We start from the raw sequence: 24,813 nt of genomic DNA, 5'->3' as shown, positions 1-24,813 counted from the left end.
GAGAAGAAATAGAAGTGAGAAAAAATAGATGAATTATGAAAACCTGGAGAACGAAGTAGATTACTATTTTCGGGTCTTTTCTTTTTGTCTTTTTAAGAAGATTGCTCTCCTTCGTCGAGCGGGATAAGAAAGGCTCAATATAACGGGTAAGGCTGAATGGACCAGAACCAGGCAGTCTAAACCAGCCCTTACTACTTTGATATGGAAATATCAGAGGTATGGTAATTTTGATCTGGGTTTCATTTCCGTTTAATCCACAGGTCGACAGTCAGCAGAATAATAATACACATCCCAAAACTGAAGAATGGGATGTTCCTTTCATTTTCTCTGCTCGCTTCTGGCGAATTGCTCTCATTCTCGCGTATGACCCATACTTCCGGCGCCCCATCCGGACCTGTTTCAGGCGAATTTTTCTCTGAAGTTGTTTGAGAGGAAAACCGCAAAGGACCTCTCTGAGCCAGCTCTTTGTTTTCAATGTTTTCAATATTACCTAGTGATACAGGAGAAATTGCAGTCCCATCGCTTCCTCCGCTCTCCCTGTCTCGTAAGCTTTTTTTGCTTTCTACTTCTGAGCTGCTGCTCCTGACTATACTATCTTCACTTATGCTCTCAGATGCGTCTGTTCTTTTCTCTGCAGGGCTGACGGTCAGGTTCCAGCTGTGCTGCAGGGTTGAAGAATTATTTGCTGCAATAACGGTCAGATTGTATTCACCCTTTAAGGGAGCATCATTGCTGATTTCATTAATACTATCCATTAATTTGCCAGTATCAATTGAAAGGACAGCAAAAGAAACAGACTCATTTTTCTGCAGCAAAATTCCGTTTATCAGCCAGCTGAAAGTGCAATTTCCTGTAGACCTGACTGCAAATTCCACAGTATCCACATCAGTTAAGGCAGGGTCCCGGGAAGGAGTTATATTCCCTATTTCAAAACCGGTGGAGTACGCTGCAAATCTGGCAATAAGCGGAAAAGAATCGCTGCCATAAGGAAGGTCTCCTATGCCATTGCGATCTGCATCAGACCCCTGGTAATTCGAATAAAAGTTTCCAAATCGGCTCCTGTAGATCCCGCTATTGTACAGATAACTTGCATCTGAAGTTGTGTTCCAGGCGTTCGAAAGTCCTGATCCGCTTGAAGAGTCTTGACTGGAATTTTCGTTGACATTGATACTATTATCAAATTCATTTTCGAAAATTGTATTCAGGAAAGAATCCGTTAACCTGAGACCTTCAGTATTATTTGAGATGTTGTTTCCAGCAAGAGTATTATTGAATGAGTTTTCAAGCAGGATGCCCTGGGCGCAGCCTGATATTTTGTTATTCGTAAACCTGCATCCATCTGCACTTTCGAGGTATATGCCAGCTCTAGCAGAGCCGTTTATTCCGAAGCCGCTGATGTTCACAGAATTTGCAGTCACATGAAAAACAGCCTTCTCCGAATTTTCAGCTTCTAGAACGGTATCCCAGGGTTTTCCGGAAGCGGAACTCAAGTTAAGGGACCAGGGAACATCTATATTTTCCCGGTATGCTCCCGGATATGCAAGAATGGAATCTCCGGGTTTGCTGTTATTTATAGCCTCAGAGATTGAAGAAAAATCTCCGCTTCCGTCAGTCTTCACGGTCAAGATGGAAGGAGCTTCTGACGCCTTTTCATGCATTCTGGAAGCGTCCACAAGGCCATACCCGAAAATAGTATCATATCCTGGTTCACCGATGTCTGTTGAAGAGGTATAAAGCAGCCTTTTTATATCCATTGCCGACTTTTCTGGAAAATCGCTCCATACAAGGGCTGCAATAGCTGCAACATGAGGGGAAGAAGCACTCGTACCGTAAAATCGCTCCGAAATCCCATCCACACCCGTGATGCTTACTCCATCAGGCCCTGAAATATCAGCTTTCGGACGAACCTCCGGAAAAGGATAGTAAATTGTAGCCGGACCTACGGAAGAGAAAGATTCTATCTTATAATTTCCTGATACGCCGTTGCCGACTGCCCCCACAGTTACTACTTCAGGCAGTGCAGGATGTCCGAAAATTGAGTCTTTGGCGATAATGTTTTCGGGACTGACCGTTACTCCGGGCCAGTAGTAGATATAAAGTTCAAGTTCTTTTGTTTCCCCGGAAACTTTTTTAATTTCAATAGAAGCGTTAATAGTACTGTTTCCTTCATTTGCATACATTATATATTCAAGGGGCAGATTGTCTCCGTCCTGGAAAACTTTACTGGACGCGATGGTTTCTGAAGTTTCTTTATTCATAAGGTAAAGGTCATAATTATTTCCTGATTGTTCCCATCTGTCGTTCCATTGAAGAAAAACCCATGCCTCACCCGAAGGCTGGATTTCGAGCTGCAGGTCCGTTACCTCTTTTTTGCCGCTGCTGAAATCATGCCAGCCACTGCCATTATCGTAAAAGGCTCCCTGGTAATGACTGTCCCCGGAGTTCCCTGCAGAACTTATGTACAGGATGTCGTGATCTCTTATAACTTCCTTCACATGATCTGCCACTATTCCGTCTTCAAAGAAAGGTTCGGAGAGCCAGCCAATATCGTCACAGATGATAATACAGCCTTCACTTACAAGAGCATCAACCGCCCTGTTGAACTCAAGCCTGCTGGACCCACAGTCATGGAAATAAAGTTCTGCCCCCGGAGCAATATCCTGCACGATTTCAAGCATAGCAGTACCTTCACTCCCCTCCATCCTGTTGCTCAGGATATACACACCATAGGAAACATCCCCAGTAGCCTGTGTGTCCTCCAGGCGGTCCACGCCGTCGGATATGATTCCGATTTTTATTCCTGTCCCATTCACTCCGTAAGACTCCCTTAGTCTGGAAGATTTAAGAATAAAATCTCCCTCTGAGACCGTATTTCCCTGCCTGACAAAAGGAGGAAGGACCGTTTGAATATCCCTTACTTCTGGAAGAGAAGCAAGAGACTCAAGGGATTCAAGAGGAACCCAGGCTACTGCAATATGGTTCTCTTCATCCTTTTCTATGACCTCGCAGTATCCGTCAAGTATGCTGCTGTCTGACAGAGGTTCCAGGTAAATATACACATATACCTTTTCAGCAGGAAGAAAAGATGACTTACTGGCATTCATCCCCGAACCGGCAGGGTTCTCCGGGCCTTCTACCGGGCTGGCTGCTTTTCTCAAAACAGGGTCTTCCTGGCTTAACTGCCCCAGCTTAACCATACGGGCACGCAGAGTCGCAGAAGACTCTTCTTCTGAAAGATAGCGCCCGTCACAGAGCTGAAGCAAGTCTCTTGAAAGCTTTTCATAACCAGGATTTAAAGGTTTTTCGGATAGGCCGGGGACCTGATCTCCTGCCCCTGTCAGGATAATACTGCTATTTTTACTGCTATTCCCGCCGTCATTCCCGGCCAGAATAGACTCAGCCGCAGAAACTCTCTTCAGCTCCGAAAAACAGGAAAACATAGCTCCTGAAAGAAAAACAGAGATCACACATAAACTAACAAATAAACGCAACAATGCCCTACCCATAAATACCAGCACATCAGCATATTGAAATTCCCCGGAAAGCCTCTTCAGTTACACAAAGACCATATATAACGGATAATGACCTGAAAAAGCTCCCGGTTCCCCACGAAATTAAGTTTCCAGACTAGAATTAAAGAGCTGATGAATTATATATTTATAAGATAGACAGATAAGATAAATTGTTAAGCTAATCGGTAAGAAAACTGTAGTGTAAGCGGTATTTTTGAAGTACAGGCATGTTGCAGTTCATCAGGTGCGAGTGTCCTGAAATTTCATTGCGAGTGTTGAATTTTTACACCGTTATCAATCGCGGCAATACTCTCCTGAAGTTTTTCTTCTCTGGATTTAAGATTCTCTTTTAAAACAGTCAGTTTCTTTTCGGAACTTTCGATTTCTTCTTGAAGAAGATTGACTCTTGCAAGGAGTTCTGTTTCCTTACGTTCAAGTCCGACAAGTTCTCCGGTATCCGAGTTTGCAAGTTCGGATTTTTTGGCTTCAAAAGCATTCCGGGCCTCAATGTACTCTTTTTTCTTCTCTTCAAAACCCAAGGCTGCGACCCTGACCTGTGTAAGAGCTTTTTCTTTTTTCTGAGCCTGTATATCAAGGGCAGGGTCCTCGAAGACCTTCTGGAGCTCAGGTAAAAAGGAAGGATTAAGGCTGGCAGGATCTTCAAGGCTGATATCAAGCTGCTTTTTTACCTCCGGTTTTAAGGTATATTTGCCGCTTTCATGGAGTTTCTTTATTCTTGAGAAGTTGCCTGAGAGAGGAAGGATAAGAGAGCTCAGACCTGTCTCGGCTTTCTTAAACCTTTCTCCTGCCAGGGTTAGTTCTTCCTGAAGGCTTTGAAGTTTTTGCCAGGCTTCCCCGTGTTTGAACTCTTCAAGAGCTTTGCCTGTCCTGGCAGCTTCATCTTTTAAAGCCTGAAGCTTCTGGTTCTTAGATTCGAGTTCCATTGTTTCAGTTTTTATTAAAACAGATAACTCCCTTAACTCGGCTATGTTTTTGGAGGCTGCTTCAATAGATTCCATTTCTCGACTATGGCTGCGGATTGTTTCCCTGAGCTGGTTAAGGATGTGTCCGATCCTTCCAAGGCTGTCAGTAACATCTTTTGACTCCTCGGGGAAGACAGGTCTGGTATACCGGAAGCTCCGGTTCATATGTTCGAGACAGGTGTTAAGGTTCTGCATAGCTGTCTCATAAAACCCTTTCAGAGCTTTGAAATCTTTGTTTTCTGGAATTCCGAGCTTATCTATGAATACTCCGACCTGCTTTGTTACATTTTCTCGGTTGCTCTTCGCTCGCTTTACAGCCCTTATATCAAAATTACCTTCAACTTTTGCTTCGAGAAGCCTTTTATTGCTTTCCTTAAGTTCAGAGATCGCAGCCCCAAGCTCCTTAAAAAGGCCTGAGGCATCATTTTCTATCTCAGAAAATATCTTTTGAGAACTTCTATCCAGCCATGCAGGCAGTTCATCAAAACTTATTTCACTGGAAATATTATTCTCGTGTGAGCTTTCTTGCTTTCCGAAGAGCTTTTTAATCCATTTCAATTTAGGCCTTCCCTGAATTTGATAATATAGATATGAAAACAATGGGTTTACAGGCATATAACTGTATAAGTTTCAGGATTCAGTAAAGATTAATACAGGAAGTAATAAATAATTTAAGAGAGATTGTGGTATGGTAAAGTTAATCATTTGATGTGGTTTTATCATCTGATGCAATTTAATCACTTGATGCAATTTAATCATTTGACGCAATTATTCAAGACATATTTCTTTAGTCTCTGTATATGTTAAAGTTTGCTCTAGATCCTGTTCTTTAGTTCTGTTCCTGACTAAGAGCAGGATGCAGTCGACAGGAAAAAATAAGGTATCTTTTAACCTCTTCTATACTTCGATAAAAATCCAAGAAACAGAAACAGGAGATTTAAAAAAATGGATGGCGAGGTAAGCAATGGAATATTAGAGCAGATGATTCCTTACACTGACATAACACTATCCAGACTGATTTTCGCAATGGCAGTACTGATTGCAGGTATTTTTACAGTAAAACTCCTTGCACGTATTTTCAGGAAAGGAATCGAAAAAGCAAAGCTGCCTGACCTCACAATGCATTTTCTTGAAAATTTTCTGAGTATTCTCCTGTATGTCATAGTTGCCCTGGTTTTTTTGAAAAGCCTCGGTCTTGATGTGGACAGTTATGTGGTAGGGCTTTCTGCAGTGATAGGCCTGGTACTGGGACTTGGCATGCAGGATACCTTTACCAACATAGCATCTGGAGTATGGGTTGCTGCCGTCAGGCCAATTGACATGGGAGAAATGGTTATTTTAAACGGGCAAACAGGAAAAGTAAAGTCAGTAGGGATTATGTCAACGGAACTCCTGACTGCTGACAACCAGTTAATAACAATCCCGAATAAGCTTGTCTGGGGAAGTTCAATTGTTAACATGACCCGCATGCCTACCAGACGGGCTTCCGTAGACGTGGGTATCAGCTATTCTTCGGATATCGAGCAGGCTATAAAAATAGCCATTGACCTTATGAAAAGGCATCCCCTTGTACTCCAGGACCCGGGACCTTCAGTAATCGCCACGGAACTTGCCAATTCTTCCGTAAATCTGCAGCTAAGGGCCTGGACAAAGACCGGAGATCTTATGGCTGTAAAGAATAACCTTACCGCCGGGATCTTTGAGGCTTACAAAAGAGAAGGAATTGAAATTCCCTTCCCTCAGATGGATATACATGTAAAGGAGATAAAAAGGGAAGCAACGGAGATTCAGGCAAAGGGTATTGGAATAATAAACCTGGACTAATAATGCTGGAATAAAAGCACTGGAAAAGGAGTAAAAGTACCAGGAATAAAAGCACCCGAAAAACATTGGTTAAAAGCAGAAAAAATACAGTTAATGCTTGAACCGAAAAGTAGAGCTGTCACATCAAAAATACAGACAGCTCTGACCAATTTTAGATTGACTATCAATTCCTGTCAATTATCCATTTTATTTCCAACAGGCGCGTTTTTTTTCCAACGGATCTATTTTTTATTCCTGATGGATCTGTTACCCTATTTAACAGGTTATATGAAACATTGCAGCAACCCTGCCTTCTATCTCATTCCAGCGCTCAATTGCCCAGGGCGTTGGGAAGAGTTCTATCCCGCATCTTTTTTCCCTGAAAAAATCTTCAGCTTCTTCAGAAAGTTCCACAAAGCCTGTCTGTCCGGTCCCTATAATGATTTTTTCTGCCCCTTCCTCGTAAATTTGCTCTGCTTCTTCAAGAGAAATTTTATGGGAAGTCCCGTACTTTTCCTTTGAGAGAGCTTTTTCCCGTTTTTCCACCCTCCCGTCAAGACGGATAAGGATATCGTAATCAAAAGCCTCTCCTTCTACAGTGATTGAACCAAAACTTGTGGAATCGATCTTTGGTTTCATGGTCTGCCTCTTGAAACTAATTCTGAAAAACGAGATCTTATGTTTTACAATTGTTTTGCATGCATTATATAAATAACAGGGAGTTGCTGGTTTCTTATTTCATTGCTTCTCAGAAAAACACAGGAATACTTATTTATATTTATTAGAATATATTAAACAGAAACAGTATTAAAAAATATAAACTATACCCAGAGGTAAAATATGGGCGGCTATTTATTGGAAGATTTTATAAGAAACACTGGAAAGAAAGCCCCTGGGCAGGGAGTTTTTGAACTGGAAAAAGAACACCTGCTGGGAGTAAATCTCCGGGGTGTTATATGGACAAAGATGGGGTCAATGGTAGCATATACAGGGAATATAAGGTTTACACGAGAAGGTACACTCGAGCATGGGCTTGGAAAGATGGTAAAGATATCCATGGGAGGAGAAGAAGTAAACCTTATAAAAACAGAAGGAGTTGGAAAACTCTATCTTGCAGATAAAGGAAAGAGAATTTCGGTCCTGAAACTTGAAAGGGACTCTATATATGTAAACTTCAATGATATACTTGCCATAGAAGATTCGATCAGCTGGGACATCAGGATGATGAAAAAATTTCTGGGAGTAACGGAAAATGAGATTTACAATATAAAACTTGAAGGAACTGGCATAGTTGCCATCACTACCCATCATGAGCCTCTGACCTTCAGAGTGACCAGGGAGCGGCCGATCTTCACAGACCCCAACACCACAGTTGCCTGGACAGGGAACCTGGAGCCGGAAGTAAAAAGTGAGCTCTCGCTGAAAACCAGCATCGGAAGAAGTACCGGAGAATCCGTCCAGATGATTTTCAGGGGAGAAGGATTCGTAGTAGTACAGCCCTATGAAGAAATTAATTCCCAGACGCAGACAAGAAAAGGGGTTTCAACCGTAAACGTTTATACTTAACTTGATAACTTAACAAATGTTTTTTACCTGAGGAAAAAAGGCACGGAAAAAATGTGCCTCCGTTATTTCCTCTTTTCAATTTTCAAAAGCCGGAGCCTGGGCTTCATCACAGCAGGTATCACTGCAGGTTGCCGAAAACCTTTCTTTCTCCTTTTTCTCACATTCCATTCCGTCTTCCACAGCCTCTCTTATGATATATCCGGCTTTGTGAAGGATAGTATCCCCAATCTGCGGGTCTTTGTCCATGCTCGCGGTACAGGGATAGGAATGGTGGGCTCCTGATATGGTTTCCTTGTATCCCGGAAGGTCGGTCCAGCCGAGTTTTTTTGCGACAAACCATGTCGAACCGCAGGGTGCATCCCTGATTACGCCTGCACCTATGAACATTTTTCCGTCCGGGCTCATTTCTATCCTGAGCACAGGCTTTCCGAAACCGAGATCCACGAAAGAATCTATTACCGGCTTTCCGGTTTTTTCGAGGGCACAGAAAGGTTTTGGAGCCTCGAATTCGACACCTGTGGCTTCGAGTTCTTTTCTGAGCTGTTCAAGAACCCCTGCAGGAGTCTTTTTTGAGTCCTCGGAAGGTGCGATTACGGCTTTTGCCCCCGTTTTTTGAACTACTTCCGGAATGGCTGCATAGAGGTCGGGATGGATGCCTATAGCAAGTATCAGGTCACATGCCGGAAGATTCGGAGGCATATACTGGGAGGGCTCTTCGATAAAGGTTGGCAGGTCGTCCGGAAATTCATGGATTCCCACTATCAGGTTTGCATAAGATTTCCTTGCCTGACGGCAGTGGTTGCAGAGCTCACCGCACGAAACACAGAAGGTGGACGAGTTTACCAGATTATGTATAACCTTTTTTCCCAGTTCGCCTGAATAAAGTACAAGGATTTTCATATTTTTATTCCCCCTTTTAAGGACTTCAAACCACTTCATAATTCAATTTTGTAAAGATCCCTCACCTGTTTTATCTCTCGTGATGGAAAAGAAGAGAAAAAACCTGTTTTGTAGAGGTTGCTGATAAGCTATTAAAATCCAGTTCTGGCAGAAGGAATTTCAGACCGCAAATACTTCTGACAGAGGCAGCTTTCGCCTGTTATTGTCTTGCTGTACATTATAATTATTTGTTTCAATCTATAAATAATGAGAGTTTCATAATAGAAATTGGTATCCACTCCTATACTCCCATTTGATGTTGCAGGCTGAAAAAGCTGAAAGAATAGCTGAATAAAAAGCTGAGAAAATAAGCTGAATAAAAAGCTGAGAAAATAAGCTAAACAAAAACTAAAAAACGCACATGAAATTCTTTGAATCCTGACTTTGACAGTTAGATAAAAATAAGTGCTCTCTATTTTGTGTAATTCGGTCAAATGAACATCACAAAACAGAGAGCGTTTCCTACAATTCCTAACAAGAATATAAGTGTTCCTATCGGATCAATTCTTGCTGTCCAACTCTTTTATGAAAAGCTTAATTTCTTTGATATTTTTAGCAAACATAAAAGCAGGGGTCTTGATCTCAATAGTTTACTAATTGGATTGTTAAGCTACAAATTAACTGAGAATTTTAGTATCAAAGAAGCTGGTAAATGGTTAAATCAGGGAGAAATTCTTGATATCTTAAATCTTGAAAGGTTTCATGAAAGAGTTCTTTACAGAACTCTTGAACTTTTAGGACGTAATAGAGAGGAAATCCTCTCTGACATTCTTGATTCTCTGTTTTCTGTCTACGATTTTGAAGAGACAAATATAAACCTTGATTGGACGAGTATAGTTCTTTACGGGACTAAATCCAACCTTGGTAAATACGGGTATAGTAGAGATCACAGGCCTGATAAGCTGCAGATAACCGTTGGAATCAGTGAATTAACTAATCCCATTAACATTCCTATTGGTGTTACCGTGAATCGAGGAAACGTTCTTGACCTGGAGCACTTCTCTGACACTTATAACCAGGTAAAAAGCAGACTTAAAAAGGGTTCTCTTATTATTTTTGATAAAGGAGCTAACACCACTGATAATCTCAAGAGTATACAGGATGCTGAGATGGACTATCTCACTGCCATGAAACTGAATACAAGTGACGATAAAATAATCGAGAACTTTGATCTGGAAAAAGCAGAACTGATAGATTCCCAAAAAGGTATATATGGGATAAAAATCGTCAAGCCTAGCAGCAGTAAGTATTTCTATTTCTCTGAATCTTTACAGAAAAGACAGTTAGAAGCAAAAGCAAGAGCTGTTCTGAAGAAATTAAAGGAAGCAAAAGAGATTCAGAAGGCTTTAGTAAACAACAAAAAGCTTCCTAAGAAATTCAGAATAAATAATGAGTTGATTGAGATTGATTACTGTTTTAGAACTAAGCTCGAAGAGCTTAGTGATGAGGAAGCTATAGAACTCCTGAAAGCTTCATTGATTAACGGAAGAGAAGGATTTTTTTGTCTGAAATCGAACAGGGATTTGACACTTCAAGATGCATTGATAACATACAGAAAAAAGGATTCTATTGAGAAAATATTCCATTCGTTGAAAAATGAAATCCAGATTAAGCCGTTGAGAGTCTGGTCAGACGATAGCATTTATGGAGCTATTATCCTTGGATTTATAGCCCAATTATTCATATCGCTGATGCGATATGAATTTGAGGAGATAAAACATACGTCTACAAAATTCATTAAAAAAAGCTTGAAGAATTTGACACTTACAATCAAGTTCAAGATAAATGGAGTTAAAAACTATATTTTTGCGAATTTTGATAGGATCAATAGCTTATTAGTAACAAAAAGGAATGGAATTATATAGAATATGTAATAAATTTTAATAAATTTTAAAGAATCGTCAAATCCAGTTGGGACAAAAAAGAAAGGAAAAAAAGTATCAATTAGTGGAAACTGTCAAACTGAGGTTGAATAACATGCCCAAAGAATGAAAGTCCTTCTCAATTACCTTTTTTGTTTACTTACTCCATCATTACCTTTGGACAGGCAGGTTGTTTTCTCTTTGGTTCTCCGAAGCCGTCAAAAAACTAACCAATGAATTGCCATCGAAGGCCCAGATGTGACTTTGATCACGGATGCCAAATTGCCTTTGAGGCAATCCTACTGTCCATGGAAATGATGGAGTAATGTAAATTGGACGGAGAAATAAACAAATCTTGTGGTTTAGACATTCACAAACGTTTTGTTATTGCTACTATCCTCAGCAGATCAGGTGAAAAACAGCAACAGCGTTTTGCCAGAGATAATGATGGGATTTTAAACCTTAAAAATTGGGTAACATTAGAAAAATGTGATGTTGTTGCCTGTGAATCAACAAGTGACTTCTGGGTTCCGATTTATGAGGCATTGATAGATCATTTGCCTGTTATAGTTGGGAATGCTCGAGATATGAAGGCATTTACACATAAAAAAACGGACAAAATAGATTCGGAAGTAATTGCACAACTTGCATTGAACAAAATGGTTCAACCATCAAGAGTTTTTCCTAAAAAGCATAGAGAATTCAGGTCATACGTTAGGCTTCGCTTAACTCTTGTAAGAAAAAGAACAGATATAAAAAATGAAGCTCATGCTGTTCTCTCTTCCGAAATGTTACATATGGGTGATGTGCTGACTGATATTTTTGGAAAAAATGGTAGAGCAATTCTAGATGGAATCTCTTCAGGAAAAAATGTTGACCTGATTATAGAATCTCTTTCTCCAAATGTAAGGAAAAAAAGTGTTCAGATAAGAGAAATTCTGGACAGAGAAATATCCCAGAGTGCTTCAATCAGACTTCAGATATGTCTGGACCTTATAAAACATTTAGATGATGAAATTAAAGTTCTGGAAAGGGAAATTTTCAATTATGCTTATCAAAAACATAAAAGGGAAATGGAAATTTTAATGTCAGTTCCGGGAATTGGAGAGCTTGGTGCGGCAACTCTGATTGCTGAAATAGAAAAATTTAGCGATTTTCCATCGGGAGATAAACTTGCTTCATGGCTTGGCCTGGTTCCAAATGTGTATCAATCTGCGGATAAATACCACAACGGAAGAATCACTAAGAGAGGATCTAAAGTAGCAAGGTGGATTCTGACTCAGATTGCTCAGGCAGCAGCAAGAAAGAAAAATAGCAAGTTAAAAGAGTTTTTCAACAGAAAAAAGAAATCAATTGGACATGCAAAGGCGATTATTGCCCTGGCAAGGAAAATTGCAACGATAATATGGCATCTGATTACAAAGGATGAGATGTACGAAGATGAAACAGGATACGAAAAAGGAGAAATTCAAAAGAGGAAGATTGTGGAAACTGAGAGATTCTCAGTTGATGAACGGATAACAATAATTAGTGGAATTATTGCAATTATGGGAAAAAAGGAAGGAGAGAGTACGTGATGGATTTCTCATCACGGACTTTCATGCCAAAGAGAGAAAATAGAAAAGAGAGAAAAGAAAAGAGAGAAAAGAAAAAAAGAAAAAATAAGCTGATAAAAGCTGAGAAAGAGAAGAATAGAAAAAAGAAAAAGCCTGAATCAGTTTCTTCATTCTCCAAGCTTTAAAGCCGCATGCGGGCACATTTTGATGCACATGCCGCACTGGATGCATTTCTTTTCGTCCACACAGAGGCTCCAGTTTTCATCAAAGGAATAAACGTTCATCGGGCAGACAGAAATACAGGCTCCGCATTCAACACATTCCTCTTCATCCCTGTGAATGGGGCGATCAAGAATTGCAACTATTGCTCCTCTTGACTCAAGAGCATTTTTAATTTTATCGAACCTGGAATCCTTAACGTCTGCAATCAGCTCTCCATAGGTTGAGTCAATGTTTGCGACCATAATATTAATTGAAATTCCTGTTTCGATAATGGACTCGGAGATAATGGGGTTATGTATCCTTTCAGTAGGGATGCATATCTTTATTTTCATGCTCAGTACCTCCTTGCAAAGAGCTTGCTTATATTGTCGCTTGTGATAATTCCAAGTACCTTTTTCTGTGCATCGATCACAGGCATTGCCGAAACGCCGTAGCGGTCAAGCCTGCGGGCTGCAAGGTCCACAGGTTCGTTAGGGGCACAGGTAAGGACCTTTTTCGTCATCACACTTTCTACGGAATCGTAATTACTTTGTGCAACGGCTTTCGAGATGTCCCAGGCTGTGAGGATTCCTACCAGTTCACCCGTATCAGAAACTACTGCAAGGTGGTTGAAAGAATTCTCCCAGATCTTTTTTGCAGCATCCTGGACAGTCTGGTCCTTTTTAATGGAAACAATAAAGTCGGACATAACATCTTTTACAAGAGGCACTGCCTGAGTCTGTTTCATGGGCTTTGCAGAGCCTTCGCGGATAAGTTTTTCCACAGGCGCGCTGACAAAGAACCTGCCGTGCTTTACCCATTCCTTGAGTTCATTTGCAATCTTTCTTGCGTTCTTGAAGCTTGACAGGGAAGAGGTTGGGACATCCTTTCCTTCAATCTGCACGGAACCTGACCTGAGTTCGGCATAGTTTACCTGCCTGATCACAGGCTTATCCCTGCTTCCCACAGCGTAATCAAGCACACTGGTAGTGACGTCCTCATCGCGAACCGCAGTTGCAGCTGCGAGCTTTTCGTTCAGGATAGGGATAGGAATTCCGATCCCCATGTAGAGAGTTGTCCCGTAACCTGTAAAAGAGGCTGCTCTTAAATATTCAGGGCTCATCTCTTTCAGGTTTCCTTTAAGCATAAGGGTTCCGAACCCGCCCGAAGGAGAATGCTGGGTCCCGTTTCCTATAACATAGCCCTGGGCGCCTCCCAGAAAAATCCTTGTGCCTGTACCTATGGTTTCATAGCCGGGATCGTTTGAAAGGGGGGAAAGCACTCCTGCACCGGAGTAAGTAACGTTCCCGTAGTTGGGGAGAAGCTCGCCCATATAAGTATTGAGGATTCTTTTGGAGCTGTTTGTCGCAGCATTATATTTCTGGTAGGCGTTCCTGGGATTGAGAAGAACCGCTTCGTTCAGGTCTTCAAGGGTGATTGTTGTATCAAGAACTTTCCTTGGGTAGCAGTCTGTTCCATAAGAAGTTGCATGCACATTGATTTCTTTTCCCCTTAACAGGTCTTCAATGACATGTGCTCCGCCATACTGTATCCCACGCGTGTTTGAGATCTGGGCGGCCCCAAGATAAGCGTCAACAGCGGCAATCCCGCTGTATGCTTCAACATTATTGAACCATACTCTCTGAATCTTGATAGGGGGTTCCGAATGACCAAGGTTAAGCATCAAACCTGAAGAGCACATTGCTCCGAAAGTGCCGGTAGTAACCACATCCACTTCTTTTGCAGCACCTTCTACGCCAAGGTTTTCGACAATTCCGACCATTTCCTCGGCGGTAACTACATTGACACTCCCTTCTTCAATTTTTTTATTAATCTCATGAATAGATTTTTTAACCATACGGGTTTCCTCTTGCTATAAACTTATCTAGATGGTAATTTTTGCCAGAATTATATATTACTTGTGATAATCCCTTGGGTAACAGCCAGCTATAAGAGGACTCAAACATTCCGGCATTGCATTATTTTGTATCTGATTACTTTTTTTACTGCTGTCATGTTTTCGTTTCAATAATTATTAGTCATATTTTCGAACCATATATATTACTTACGGTAATTGCAAACTCATTAAGATTAAGATTATTTCCGGAATAATCAATAACCGTTCACACTATCTACAGCCTGTATAACATAGAATTCTTATGGGCAGGGGATTGAGGGTATTTTCAGTAAGTTTCTTATGCTTGCAGGGTATTACCCGAGACCAGGTGATTTATTGACGCGTGTATTAGCTACCGGAACTTTTGACATTCTCCATCCGGGGCACGTTTATTTTCTGACACAGGCAAAAGCTCTCGGAGATGAGCTTTTCGTCATTGTTGCAAGGGACTCAAATGTGACTCATAAGCCAAAACCGATAATTCCGGAGGAACAGAGGCTTGAGATGGTAAATGCACTTGGAGCGGTAGACAAAGCCATTCTTGGCAGTGAAAAAGATATGTTTGAACCCCTGAAGGAGATAAGACCTGATATCATTGCTCTTGGCTATGACCAGCGTTATGATGCAGAGATTCTGGAAAAAGAACTTATTAAAAGAGGGCTTCACGCAAAAGTGAGGAGGATCCCGCTTTCAAAAGAATGCCCACTTTGCAGTACAGGCACAATTATAAAAGAGGTCCTTAAACGGTATGGGTAAATTACTTACCCTACCTCTATACCGTTTATGCGAATACTTTTTCAAGCCTGTCAAGAGCTTCACGAATTCTATCAATTGACGTTGCATAGGAAATCCGGATAAAATCCTCGCCTGAAGCCCCAAAAGCAATTCCCGGGGTTACTGCCACATGAGCTTCTTTAAGGAGCTTTTCAGCTACTTCGGTACCGTTGCCGTATTCGCTCACATTGGCAAAAGCATAGAAAGCCCCATCCGGCTTTTTACATTCCAGACCCATTTTGTTCAGCCCGTCAATGAGGATATCCCTGCGCATTTTAAAGCGGTCTACCATTGCCTTGACCCCGTCCTGCGGACCCTGAAGGGCTTCAAGACCGCCGTACTGGACAAAGGTGGTGGCGCTGCTTACCGAATGAGACTGGATCTTCTGCAGGAGCTTGAAGATTTCAGGAGGAGCTGTAAGGTATCCAAGCCTCCAGCCTGTCATTGCATATGCTTTGGAAAAACCGTTTACAGTAATAGTCCTTTCCTGCATCCCGTCGAAACTGCCAATACTGATATGTTCCCGGTCATAGATGATTTTCTCATAGATTTCATCTGAAACTACCAGGAGGTCATGATCAATTGCGAGGTCGGCAATGCACTGCAGGGTTTTTTTACCGAATACGCCACCCGTAGGATTGCCCGGGCTGTTTACAACAATAAGCTTTGTCTTGCTGTTAATGTAATCGGCAAAATTGTCAGGCAGGAAACCTTTTTCAGGAACCGTAGGAACCCAGACAGTATCTGCCCCTGAAAAACGAATGCAGGCGTCATAAGTCACCCATGCAGGATCAAAAAGGAGTGCCTGATCCCCGTCATCGAGAGCCGCCATCATTATTTCGAAAATTCCCTGCTTTGCACCCGGGGTGACCAGCACATCTTTTTCGGTCACATCCAGGCGGTTTTCAGTCTTCATTTTTTCGGCAATTGCTGCCCTCAGTTCCGGAATGCCTGCAGATGGGGCATAATGGGTCTTTCCCTCATACATAGCCTTTGCCGCAGCATCACAGATATTTTTTGGGGTATCGAAATCAGGTTCGCCAAGGCTAAAGTTGATAACGTCTATACCCTCTTTAATCATTCTGGTTGCAATGTTGGAGATCCTGATCGTTGCGGATTCTTCCACACGCTTAAGCCTTGCGGATGTCATAGCGATGGTCCTGGTTTTTGCATTTTGCTAGACTATTGAGGCAGGTTTACAGCCGCCGTACCAGCTTTACTGCAGCCTCGACTGCCCTTTTGGCATAGTCGACACGTTCATGAGCAGCCATTCTGGTCATACCCGGACCCGGAATTCCAAGCGTTACTGGCTTGTTGAACTCAAGGGAAAGATCCATAATCTTTCTTGCGGCATGCTGCATAACCACCTGGTCATGGTCGGTCTCGCCTTCGATTACCGACCCTATGGTAACTACTGCATCAATATCTTCCCTCTGGCAGAGCTTCTTGATTGCAAGAGGCATGTCAAAGACTCCGGGCACGAGAATAGTCTCTTTAACCTTTGCCCCCAGGAACTCTGCATGCTCTCTACCAAGCAGCTCCATCTGATAGGTAAGATCTCTGTTAAATTCAGCTACAACGAATCCTAGGCTGATAGTCATCGAATAAGGTCTCCAGTCATGTTTTTAATTATGTCACTAAAGTCGTTTCACATTCTCAAAGGGCCTGCGTCTTCAAAACCCTGCCTCTGACCTGTACCGGCTTCCTTTACGAGTTTTTCAGGTTTGAAGAGCAGTTTTATTACGTTTAATGCATGTTCCCGCGGCCTTCTGTCCATAAGGAAAGCGAGTTCTTTCTCGTCTTTTCCTTCATCCTCATGGACAAAGACCTCGATAATATGGGTATTGGTCATGAGCTGGGCCATAATAAGACCCTGAGAAGCCTCATGAGCACACATTTTATCTTTTTCTTTGCCTCCGGGCATACCAAGGGCCATTACGATATCGCAGCCTTCTTCTTCAATAAGCTTTTTAGCTGCTACCGGAAGGTCCTTTATCCCGGGTACGGTTACCCTCTTAATCTGCACGGATACATTTTTCTGTATCTCGTCAATCGCTGCACGCCCCATATTATAGCGCGCAAACGTGGTATCTGCAATTCCTATTATTGGCATGTGAATCCGATCGGGATTTAAAGATATTTCTGGATTTTTTTAAATATTATTGACTCTGGTATGGAGAATTATTAAAACCCTCTCATAGCCTGTCAAGAACACTTGCTGCAGCCTCAGTGCCTGCTCCCACGCTGTCAATATGACCGCGCTTGTTCAGCACTATCTCCAGCTGCTGGACGGTGGACAGAACATCCCTTGCTGTCACATTTCCCATGCTTCCAATCCTGAAAATCTTGCTTTTCAGGCGTTCCTGCCCGCCAGCGATAATTACACCGCGCTTCTTCATATCATTTTTGATATCTTCTTCATCAACCCCTGAAGGTGATTTCATTGCAGTGATAGTGTTGGAGTACTGGCTGTATTCATTAAGCCGAGGAAACAAAAGAGGAATTGCAGGCGTATAGGGTGTTTCCGGCCTTGGCCTGTCTCCGCTCTTTTTATATGCTTTAAGGTCATTATAGTATGGCCTCTTCTTTATACTGTCCATTGCCCCAAGGGCTTTTTCGCTTACGGAGACAGCTGCCATTCTCGGGGGAGCTGCAAAGCATTTCTGTGAGCCTGCAACTGCGATGTCAACGCCCAATTCATCGACCTTAACCTCGTCTCCTCCGAGAGATGTTACGCCTTTCATAATAAAAAGGGCATCGTGCTTTTTTGTAAGTTTGCCTATTTCAGCAGCAGGGTTCATAATACCTGCAGAGGTCTCATTGTGGACAAGGGTAATTGATTTTGTCCCTTCCTCGAGCTTTTCCTTGATAAGCACTCTCGACGCAACGGGTACGGGACCGGGCATCATGAGGAGGGCATTTTCCAGATCCATATTTTTTTACTCCAACTTTATCAAAAATTAAATTCGCTTTTGTCGATTATTTATTAAGGAAAGTTTATGAAGTTAGATAAATTTCAGTCATTCAATTCCGAAATAATTCCGGGTAATATTTCATAGATAAATGTGCCATGGGTGCTCCATGTTTATGCCCTTATCTCCTTTAACCAACACTTACTATGATAATATGATCACGTCAGAGAGGTTAAGCATTGGATTAAACAAGGATTCAGGATTATGAGTCCCAGTATATAATTTATGTGTTTCCCTGCCAAATCTCAGATTCCTGCACTCAGGGAAAACAAAAAGGAATTTGCTCATTGTCCCTGAAGGAGCTTCATCACGTCGTGTTTGGTTACAACACCAACTACAGTTCCTTTTTCTACTACGAGTACGGCAGGATTACTTTCGAGTATATGCGAAACTACTGAGATTGATATCCCGGGAGATACTGTCGGGAACGACTCCCCCATTATCCCTGAAATTTTCAACTGAGAGATAGATTTTTTCTTGCTCTCAGCCATCAGTTTTACAATCATATCCTCCGAAACACTTCCAACCGGAACACCCTTATCAAGCACGGGAATCTGGGAAAAACCATGAACGTGCATAAGGTTTACGACCTCCTCTACAGAGTCTTCAGGAGAAACATGCAGCACAGGGGAATGCATCAGGTCCTTTATAATAATCTGCCGCTCCTTTTCAGCTTCCTCAAATGCATCAAGGATTTTCCTGACTGTTGAGAGCCGTGGATCTACATCTCCAGATTCTATGCGGGCTATTAGTGGCTGGCTTACACCTGCCCTTTTAGCCAGATCGCTCTGGGTAAGCCCGAGTTCATTTCTTCTTTTTTTAAGATCTTCGGGTGTTGGAAGCTGCATATATATTACCGATAGTAATTATGATATTTAACGTCATTGGTTAACATAATTTTAAGAGATTATATATAAATTATTTTCAAAGTCGCTTGGTACGGTTCCGTAAATGTTCCCAGAAACAATTTATTAACGGGAAGTTCCATCAGAAAATAGCTGCTTTTTAAGTAAATGCGTTATAAAACGGTATTAAAAAATTGATTTTTAATGAATAAAAAAGAAAGAAATTGATGAAAAAGCAGAGAGCATAAAATTAAAAAGTTAAATGCTGAATTCCATATAAATAACCAGCTTAAGCTGAATCCATTTATAATAAAATAATTCGAGGGAATAGAATAAGGATCGGAGATGAGAGAAATAAAACAGTGACGACAAATCAAGAAATAAAATAGAAATAAAAACCAAGGAATAAAACAGAAATATAGAGTAAAAAAACAGAAATTAGAGTAAAAACAGAATAGAAAAGAAAATTTCCTCTGACAGGGTAATCCGGTTCAGATGTAATAGGGACTTTCTATTTCCTTTGATTTTCTCTTCCTCAGTTCGCCTTTTATTGCCTGGTAGTATTTCATGGTATCCGGAGTGACAGAAGGCCCGGTCTCTTCAATTGCCTGAAGGAAATGTTTTTGTTTAACATTTTTTGCATGAAGGTCTTCACGGAGAGCATGCCTCCCCGCTTTTTTACATATAGCTGCAATATCCGCACCTGTATACTGGTCCGTAAGGGAAACAAGTTTTTCAATATCAACATCTTCCGCAAGAGCCATATTCTCGGTATGGACCCTGAAAATCTCCCTTCGGGCTCCTTCATCCGGAACAGGAACAAGGATGAGTTCATCAAAACGCCCTGGCCTGAGAAGAGCTGGGTCTATCATATCAGGCCTGTTGGTTGCCCCGATTACAACAACAGCCCTGAGCTCTTCAAGCCCGTCCATTTCCGAAAGGAGCTGGTTAAGGATTCTTGCTGTGACCTGAGGCTCGCCCGTAGAAGCGCCGCGTACGGGTGCAAGAGAGTCAAGCTCGTCAAGGAAAACTATGGAAGGAGCGACCTGCCTTGCGCGCGTAAATACCTCAGCAATCCTTTTTTCGGACTCACCGTACCATTTGGAGAGAAGGTCACTTCCTTTTGCTGTAATAAAATTGGCATCTGACTCGTGTGCAATGGCTTTTGCAAGGAGGGTCTTTCCAGTACCCGGAGGGCCGTATAAGAGAACACCTTTGGGAGCCTCAACCCCTATGTCCCTGTAAGATTCAGGGCTTTTCAACGGCCATTCCACAGCCTCTTTCAGGAGCTCTTTTACCTCCCCAAGCCCGCCCACATCATCCCAGCCCACGTTCGGGACTTCTATAAGGATTTCTCTTATAGCGGATGGCTGGACATCTTTCAGGGCACTTTCAAAGTCTTCCCTTGTGACCTGAAGGGAATCAAGGATCTCACTCGGGATTTCAGGCTCATTGAGGTTAATTTTGGGTAAAATCCGTCTCAGTGCACTCATTGCTGCTTCCCTGCATAATGCAGCAATATCGGCTCCTACAAAACCGTATGTAATCTGAGCAAAGTCCATCAGGTTTACATTATCCGCAAGAGGCATTCCTCTTGTATGGATCTGGAAAATCTCAAGCCTTCCTTCGGTATCCGGAACCCTGAGCTCAATCTCACGGTCAAACCTGCCAGGGCGGCGGAGTGCAATATCTATGGCCTCCGGGCGGTTGGTTGACCCTATAACAATCACATTTTTGCGAGCTTTAAGCCCGTCCATCAGGGACAGAAGCTGGGCGACCACTCTTCTTTCCACTTCACCTGTGACCTCAGCCCTTTTGGGGGCAATCGAATCGATTTCATCAAGGAAAATAATTGCAGGAGCATTCTTCTCTGCATCCTCAAAGATTTCCCTTATTGCCCTTTCGGATTCCCCGTAGTACTTCGACATGATTTCAGGGCCGTTAATGGAAATGAAATAAGCATCCGACTCATTTGCAACCGCTTTTGCTAGCATTGTCTTGCCCGTCCCCGGAGGCCCGTGAAGCAGCACGCCTTTAGGAGCATCTATTCCGAGCCTGTCAAAGAGTTCGGGATGCTTCAGAGGCAGCTCTATCATTTCCCTTACCTTGCCAATGGCATCCTTGAGCCCCCCAAGGTCTTCATACATTACAGTAGGGATATTCTGCTCCGGAGTGATCTCTGTTGCTTCCGGTAAAAGCTCTATCTGAGTCATGTCTGTTATTTTCACTATTCCGGAAGGGGTAGTCGAAACCACCTGCAGTTTTATTTCTCCGAGCCCGAAAGATTGACCGAAGCCCTGCCCGAAAAAATCCTGGAAGAAGTCCTCGAACATGACCCCTTTACCAAAAGTTTCCCTTTCCCTGGATCTTCTAAGGCTTGTAGTGGAAATAAAATCCCCTTTTGAAACCGTACGGTTCATAAATACGGCTTTAAGTGTCTCACTCGGAGCATAAATCTGCATTCCTTTGGCTACAGGCGCAAGAGTTACAGTCTTTGCTTCTTTCCAGTCGGCTTTGCGAATATCCACGTACTCCCCTATGCTGGTCTTCGCATTCATACGGATAAGCCCATCCATACGAACGATATCAAGCCCGGAATCACTGGGATAGGGACGGCCTATAAGAGCGGAAGTTGATTTTCCACCTTTGATTTCCACAACATCAAAGGGTTTCAGGCCCAGTCTCTCCCTGAATTTTTCATCAATCCTGACAATCCCTTTTCCTACGTCCCGTTGGTCGGCCTCTGCAACTTTAAGTTTTATAATCGATTTATCCCCGTCAGTCAGATAATACCCCCCATGTCTTTAAGTAGAATATTTATTATTGGAGCATTTCCCAGAACGCCTCTCCAGTAAAGTACCGGATTCTGAAAAATAAAGAGATTTGCGCTTAATATGCAAATTTAGCCTTAATTACTCACCCTTTTTGCCTCCTCGTCAAGCTTTTTCAAACTGGTCGGAATGGGATTTTCTTTGAGAAGCTTTGCGAAATAAGTAAGATTATTTACCATGTATCTTACTGTACGATTAGTATAAAGGTGTTTTTCTCCTCCTGCCTCTATATAACTGGGCCCTGGTCCCGCATCCCCTACCCAGTAACAATCCGCGTTAGGAGGCACTGTGCATCCGAGGTGTGTAAGGTTGAAAAGTATGGTAGAACATACATCGTGTGCCCCGTCTTCGTTTCCTGTAACGATGATTCCTGCAACCTTTCCGTAGAGAGGGTACTGCCCGGTTTCGGGATCTGCTTCAGCATAGGTCCCGTCCAGCCTCTCAATTACCATCTTGGATACAGAGGAGAGAACCCCAAACCAGATAGGAGTTGCCATAATAAAGATATCACAGGCTTTTATTTTCTCAAGTATAAGGGGCCATTCATCACCTTCCCCTTCATCCGAAGAAATTCCAAAAGCTATGTTATGGTCAACAACCCTTATTACCTCACTCTCAACATCAAGCTCTTTAAAAATATCCACAGCTTTATCGATAAGAGCGCGAGTGTTCGATGTCTGAGGCGATTTTTTCAGTGTGCAGTTCAAAAAAAGTGCCTTCATCGCCATAGTATATATGTTTCCAAAAGCCGTTATATATACGGGGGCGTATAAATGTTCAGAAAGATTATTACTAATTTTTAATCACTTAACCAGACTTTGCTTATTTTACTGAAAACTGCAGGATTGCCTCTGCCTTGCAGTTTATTTTATTTTGCTGGAAGAAGGCGAGTTAATAAAGAGCGAAATAAAAATAAGAGAAAAAATAAGAAAAAAATAAGAAAAAATTAAGAAAAAATTAAGAAAAAAAGCAAATGAGGAAAAAGGGTGATGCTTAAAGCTTGAGTTCTTTAGCCATTTCCTGGAAAACTTTTCCTTTATCAGTTGTAATAAAGACCCCGTTTTCGTGCCTTATAAGCTCTTTCTCTTTTAACATTTCCAGATATTTCTGAGCAATGTTAAAGTTGAGGTTTACTTCATAAACGATATGAGTTTTCTTTGCCCCATTCATCGCCACTCGTAAAATATCAACTGCGATATCTGTCCTGCTTCTTCTCTTCAATACTAACTCCTCCCCCACTGTGATTTGAAACGATCTTTGTAAAGATTAGCGCTTCCAAAATATATTAAAGCGTATCTTTTTGTAGGTAACAAAGATTCTAAGTCTTTATCGTTCTCCTTTCTATATAACGATATCAGTACAATATATAGTACGAAGTTTTAAAAAGAAAAATTCAGCCTGCGGTTTATATACATTAGATACATATGAACTGCCTCTATATAAAAATTATATAGATAAAAAGAAAAAAGAACTTAAAAAACAATAAATCGATGTTAAGAATAAAGACAAAAATTATAATCAGAGAAAGAATCTGGACAAGACGGACCAGGGTTGCCATTAAAAACTCAAAAGAAGGATAAAAGAATTTTGAAAAAGGCATATAAAATATTTAAGTTAGAAAACAAGGAAGATACGAGTGGGCCCGCTGAGATTCGAACTCAGGATCCCCGCCGTGTAAAGGCTGTATTCGACAAATGCGACCTTATTAAGCCTTTAATTGGAGACCAAATAAACCCATTAAATTGCAACCCAATAAGTACTCATTCCTCGATAACAGACCCTCTACAAGAAAGCAAATGTAAAAGCTCTATACTCAATGATATCTGGTTCAAACATAAAAATTCTTTTGAAGATTGGTTACACTATAAAAATGTATCGAAAACTACTAAAAGAGACTATCTTAATGCCTTAATCAGATTCTTTGAAAATCAAATAATAATCAAACCAATACAATTTAGAGACATTATACTAAAAGACAAAGAAGAAAGAGGGTTACGCAATTTATTCAATTACTTTGAAGATAAAGAAATCGATGATGTATGCGGTTATAGCCTTGAGAAATGGAGACGCTTCGTAAAGATTAAAAAATCAGGTGTAGTTGAAATTTACGTAAATGATGAGGAAATCAAGAAAGGATATGAAGAATGTCCCGAAGAGATGAAACCTATATATAGTCTATTGGTTTATTCGGGAAACCGCTTAACTCATATCCATCGAATGCTTGAAAACTTCGATGAACGCAATATAGTTATTGAGGGTGAAGTTGCCCACTATCCAACTTCTTATTTATCAAGCGGTACAAAGAAGACATTTCATCTATTTTTCCCTACTTCATATATTCCTGAACTAAGGAAACTATGCAGTCTCAAGTCATATTGTAGCGTCATGAAAGACATCAGAAGCGGACGTGTGACTGCAAAAACCATTCGAAAATGGCATTTAAACATCATGATTAAAGAAGGGATTACAGAAAGCGTAGCTGATTTCATTCAAGGCAGGGCATCTGCAACCGTTGGAAGTGCACATTACCTCAATAAAGTGCAACAGGCGACAAATCAGTACCGTAGGCTTATCGGGAAACTCCCGATTTAATTTCAGTAAATAGTAAAGTAATGTTTTAGTAGTTTAAGCTGTGCTCTATTTAGTGCAGTACCCTCATCACCATTTATTAAAAGAAGTCCAGATAAATAAGTATTTGAGATAGGTTCAAGGTTCGAGTATGCCCATTGTATTCTATTTATCAGGGTGTGGCACTGACAATGTGTGGCCTTAAGGCAAAAACTACGCCATTTGAACTGAAAAATCACACACGGGGGTTATAAGTTTTTGTTCAAAGTACTTCGATTATGTTTTATCCATTCTTGCCTTAATATCCCATTAAAGGCATAATCACTAAACAATTAATTTTAGACTCACTGAATCTTCCAGAAAATTTTAAAAGTAATTATTATGATTTTACTATTTCTATCTACCATTATAATTTGCCCAGCCAGGTCAAAGGCGCCAGATTCAGAGTCTGGTCTTGTAGGAGTTCGTGCGTTCGAATCGCACCTCTCGCATATACTTGTTTTC

19 protein-coding genes, 1 tRNA gene and 1 pseudogene are annotated in these 24,813 nt (G+C 41.5%); 7 read left to right on the top strand and 14 right to left on the bottom strand.

Translation table 11 applies throughout. The annotated features are described in order from the left end of the window. Positions 1–239: 239 nt before the first annotated feature. Together RSJ42_RS03255 and RSJ42_RS03250 are read right to left on the bottom strand one after the other, a co-directional pair. Positions 240–3,467 (bottom strand): NosD domain-containing protein, encoded by a 3,228-nt coding sequence (locus tag RSJ42_RS03255; RefSeq protein ID WP_410509277.1) that lies wholly within the window; start codon positions 3,465–3,467, stop codon positions 240–242. A gap of 308 nt (positions 3,468–3,775) precedes the next feature. Then, entirely contained in the window at positions 3,776–5,053 is a 1,278-nt protein-coding gene (locus RSJ42_RS03250) for a cell surface protein (RefSeq protein ID WP_410509276.1), read from the bottom strand. 387 nt (positions 5,054–5,440) lie between these two features. On the opposite strand from RSJ42_RS03250, the gene RSJ42_RS03245 reads away from it, so the two are divergent. Beyond that, complete coding sequence (locus RSJ42_RS03245) at positions 5,441–6,319, top strand: mechanosensitive ion channel family protein (RefSeq protein WP_410509275.1); 879 nt, start codon at positions 5,441–5,443, stop codon at positions 6,317–6,319. Positions 6,320–6,574: 255 nt separating this feature from the next. Here the strand turns inward: RSJ42_RS03245 and RSJ42_RS03240 are convergent, their stop codons facing one another. Beyond that, complete coding sequence (locus RSJ42_RS03240) at positions 6,575–6,937, bottom strand: Mth938-like domain-containing protein (RefSeq protein WP_410509274.1); 363 nt, start codon at positions 6,935–6,937, stop codon at positions 6,575–6,577. A gap of 201 nt (positions 6,938–7,138) precedes the next feature. Between RSJ42_RS03240 and RSJ42_RS03235 the strand changes: the two genes are divergently transcribed. Continuing rightward, positions 7,139–7,864, top strand: coding sequence for an AIM24 family protein (locus RSJ42_RS03235; RefSeq protein ID WP_410509273.1), 726 nt, complete (start codon positions 7,139–7,141; stop codon positions 7,862–7,864). Between the two features lie 75 nt (positions 7,865–7,939). On the opposite strand, the gene RSJ42_RS03230 is transcribed toward RSJ42_RS03235, so the two are convergent. Continuing rightward, on the bottom strand, positions 7,940–8,764 hold the full coding sequence (locus RSJ42_RS03230; RefSeq protein ID WP_410509272.1) for a DUF166 domain-containing protein: 825 nt from the start codon (positions 8,762–8,764) through the stop codon (positions 7,940–7,942). Between the two features lie 473 nt (positions 8,765–9,237). Here RSJ42_RS03230 and RSJ42_RS03225 point away from each other — a divergent pair, with 473 nt between their 5' ends. After that, the gene (locus tag RSJ42_RS03225; RefSeq protein ID WP_410508133.1) at positions 9,238–10,668 is read left to right on the top strand and encodes a transposase; all 1,431 of its coding nucleotides are present in this window, start codon (positions 9,238–9,240) and stop codon (positions 10,666–10,668) included. A gap of 329 nt (positions 10,669–10,997) precedes the next feature. Next, the gene (locus RSJ42_RS03220) at positions 10,998–12,242 is read left to right on the top strand and encodes an IS110 family transposase (RefSeq protein ID WP_410507168.1); all 1,245 of its coding nucleotides are present in this window, start codon (positions 10,998–11,000) and stop codon (positions 12,240–12,242) included. Between the two features lie 146 nt (positions 12,243–12,388). On the opposite strand, the gene RSJ42_RS03215 is transcribed toward RSJ42_RS03220, so the two are convergent. Together RSJ42_RS03215 and RSJ42_RS03210 are read right to left on the bottom strand one after the other, a co-directional pair. Beyond that, the gene (locus tag RSJ42_RS03215) at positions 12,389–12,775 is read right to left on the bottom strand and encodes a 4Fe-4S binding protein (RefSeq protein WP_410509271.1); all 387 of its coding nucleotides are present in this window, start codon (positions 12,773–12,775) and stop codon (positions 12,389–12,391) included. Positions 12,776–12,777: 2 nt separating this feature from the next. After that, positions 12,778–14,280: an L-aspartate semialdehyde sulfurtransferase gene (locus RSJ42_RS03210; RefSeq protein WP_410509270.1), complete on the bottom strand. Its 1,503-nt coding sequence runs from the start codon at positions 14,278–14,280 to the stop codon at positions 12,778–12,780. Positions 14,281–14,619: 339 nt separating this feature from the next. Here RSJ42_RS03210 and RSJ42_RS03205 point away from each other — a divergent pair, with 339 nt between their 5' ends. Further along, positions 14,620–15,075 carry an adenylyltransferase/cytidyltransferase family protein gene (locus RSJ42_RS03205; RefSeq protein WP_410509269.1) on the top strand — a complete coding sequence of 152 codons (456 nt, stop codon included), beginning with the start codon at positions 14,620–14,622 and terminating at the stop codon, positions 15,073–15,075. Positions 15,076–15,100: 25 nt separating this feature from the next. Here the strand turns inward: RSJ42_RS03205 and RSJ42_RS03200 are convergent, their stop codons facing one another. The 8 genes and pseudogenes from RSJ42_RS03200 to RSJ42_RS03165 form a co-directional block, all read right to left on the bottom strand. Then, a complete protein-coding gene (locus RSJ42_RS03200) occupies positions 15,101–16,243 on the bottom strand; it encodes a pyridoxal phosphate-dependent aminotransferase (protein WP_410509268.1) in 1,143 nt (380 codons plus the stop codon). A 46-nt stretch (positions 16,244–16,289) separates the two neighbouring features. After that, positions 16,290–16,694 (bottom strand): 6,7-dimethyl-8-ribityllumazine synthase, encoded by a 405-nt coding sequence (ribH, locus tag RSJ42_RS03195; protein ID WP_410509267.1) that lies wholly within the window; start codon positions 16,692–16,694, stop codon positions 16,290–16,292. 47 nt (positions 16,695–16,741) lie between these two features. Further along, complete coding sequence (ribC, locus tag RSJ42_RS03190) at positions 16,742–17,206, bottom strand: riboflavin synthase (RefSeq protein ID WP_410509266.1); 465 nt, start codon at positions 17,204–17,206, stop codon at positions 16,742–16,744. Between the two features lie 82 nt (positions 17,207–17,288). Further along, positions 17,289–17,963: pseudogene (locus RSJ42_RS03185) on the bottom strand (pyridoxal-phosphate-dependent aminotransferase family protein); the annotation flags it as partial. 386 nt (positions 17,964–18,349) lie between these two features. Further along, positions 18,350–18,913, bottom strand: a complete 564-nt coding sequence (locus tag RSJ42_RS03180; protein WP_410509265.1) for a CBS domain-containing protein — start codon at positions 18,911–18,913, stop codon at positions 18,350–18,352. A gap of 488 nt (positions 18,914–19,401) precedes the next feature. Beyond that, entirely contained in the window at positions 19,402–21,696 is a 2,295-nt protein-coding gene (locus tag RSJ42_RS03175; protein WP_410510305.1) for a CDC48 family AAA ATPase, read from the bottom strand. A gap of 122 nt (positions 21,697–21,818) precedes the next feature. Further along, complete coding sequence (locus RSJ42_RS03170; RefSeq protein WP_410509264.1) at positions 21,819–22,469, bottom strand: flavodoxin family protein; 651 nt, start codon at positions 22,467–22,469, stop codon at positions 21,819–21,821. A 265-nt stretch (positions 22,470–22,734) separates the two neighbouring features. Further along, a complete protein-coding gene (locus RSJ42_RS03165) occupies positions 22,735–22,962 on the bottom strand; it encodes a winged helix-turn-helix domain-containing protein (RefSeq protein WP_011032206.1) in 228 nt (75 codons plus the stop codon). Between the two features lie 330 nt (positions 22,963–23,292). Here RSJ42_RS03165 and RSJ42_RS03160 point away from each other — a divergent pair, with 330 nt between their 5' ends. Together RSJ42_RS03160 and RSJ42_RS03155 are read left to right on the top strand one after the other, a co-directional pair. Next, a complete protein-coding gene (locus tag RSJ42_RS03160) occupies positions 23,293–24,333 on the top strand; it encodes an integrase (protein ID WP_410509263.1) in 1,041 nt (346 codons plus the stop codon). Positions 24,334–24,720: 387 nt separating this feature from the next. Next, a tRNA-Leu gene (locus tag RSJ42_RS03155) sits at positions 24,721–24,802 on the top strand. The last annotated feature ends 11 nt before the right edge of the window (positions 24,803–24,813 follow it).

This window comes from Methanosarcina hadiensis (assembly GCF_046529725.1).
In the GTDB taxonomy this organism is placed as follows: Archaea; Halobacteriota; Methanosarcinia; order Methanosarcinales; family Methanosarcinaceae; genus Methanosarcina; species Methanosarcina hadiensis.
This window is presented reverse-complemented; position numbering and strand designations above follow the sequence as displayed.

Excerpts from the sequence above, each read along its gene's own strand:
- RSJ42_RS03215 (WP_410509271.1), bottom strand. The coding sequence starts at position 12,775 with ATGAAAATAAAGATATGCATCCCTACTGAAAGGATACATAACCCCATT.
- RSJ42_RS03230 (WP_410509272.1), bottom strand. The coding sequence starts at position 8,764 with ATGAAAATCCTTGTACTTTATTCAGGCGAACTGGGAAAAAAGGTTATA.
- RSJ42_RS03235 (WP_410509273.1), top strand. The coding sequence starts at position 7,139 with ATGGGCGGCTATTTATTGGAAGATTTTATAAGAAACACTGGAAAGAAA.
- RSJ42_RS03210 (WP_410509270.1), bottom strand. The coding sequence starts at position 14,280 with ATGGTTAAAAAATCTATTCATGAGATTAATAAAAAAATTGAAGAAGGG.
- RSJ42_RS03245 (WP_410509275.1), top strand. The coding sequence starts at position 5,441 with ATGGATGGCGAGGTAAGCAATGGAATATTAGAGCAGATGATTCCTTAC.
- RSJ42_RS03240 (WP_410509274.1), bottom strand. The coding sequence starts at position 6,937 with ATGAAACCAAAGATCGATTCCACAAGTTTTGGTTCAATCACTGTAGAA.
- RSJ42_RS03225 (WP_410508133.1), top strand. The coding sequence starts at position 9,238 with ATGAACATCACAAAACAGAGAGCGTTTCCTACAATTCCTAACAAGAAT.
- RSJ42_RS03180 (WP_410509265.1), bottom strand. The coding sequence starts at position 18,913 with ATGCAGCTTCCAACACCCGAAGATCTTAAAAAAAGAAGAAATGAACTC.
- ribH (WP_410509267.1), bottom strand. The coding sequence starts at position 16,694 with ATGACTATCAGCCTAGGATTCGTTGTAGCTGAATTTAACAGAGATCTT.
- ribC (WP_410509266.1), bottom strand. The coding sequence starts at position 17,206 with ATGCCAATAATAGGAATTGCAGATACCACGTTTGCGCGCTATAATATG.
- RSJ42_RS03205 (WP_410509269.1), top strand. The coding sequence starts at position 14,620 with ATGCTTGCAGGGTATTACCCGAGACCAGGTGATTTATTGACGCGTGTA.
- RSJ42_RS03200 (WP_410509268.1), bottom strand. The coding sequence starts at position 16,243 with ATGACATCCGCAAGGCTTAAGCGTGTGGAAGAATCCGCAACGATCAGG.
- RSJ42_RS03170 (WP_410509264.1), bottom strand. The coding sequence starts at position 22,469 with ATGGCGATGAAGGCACTTTTTTTGAACTGCACACTGAAAAAATCGCCT.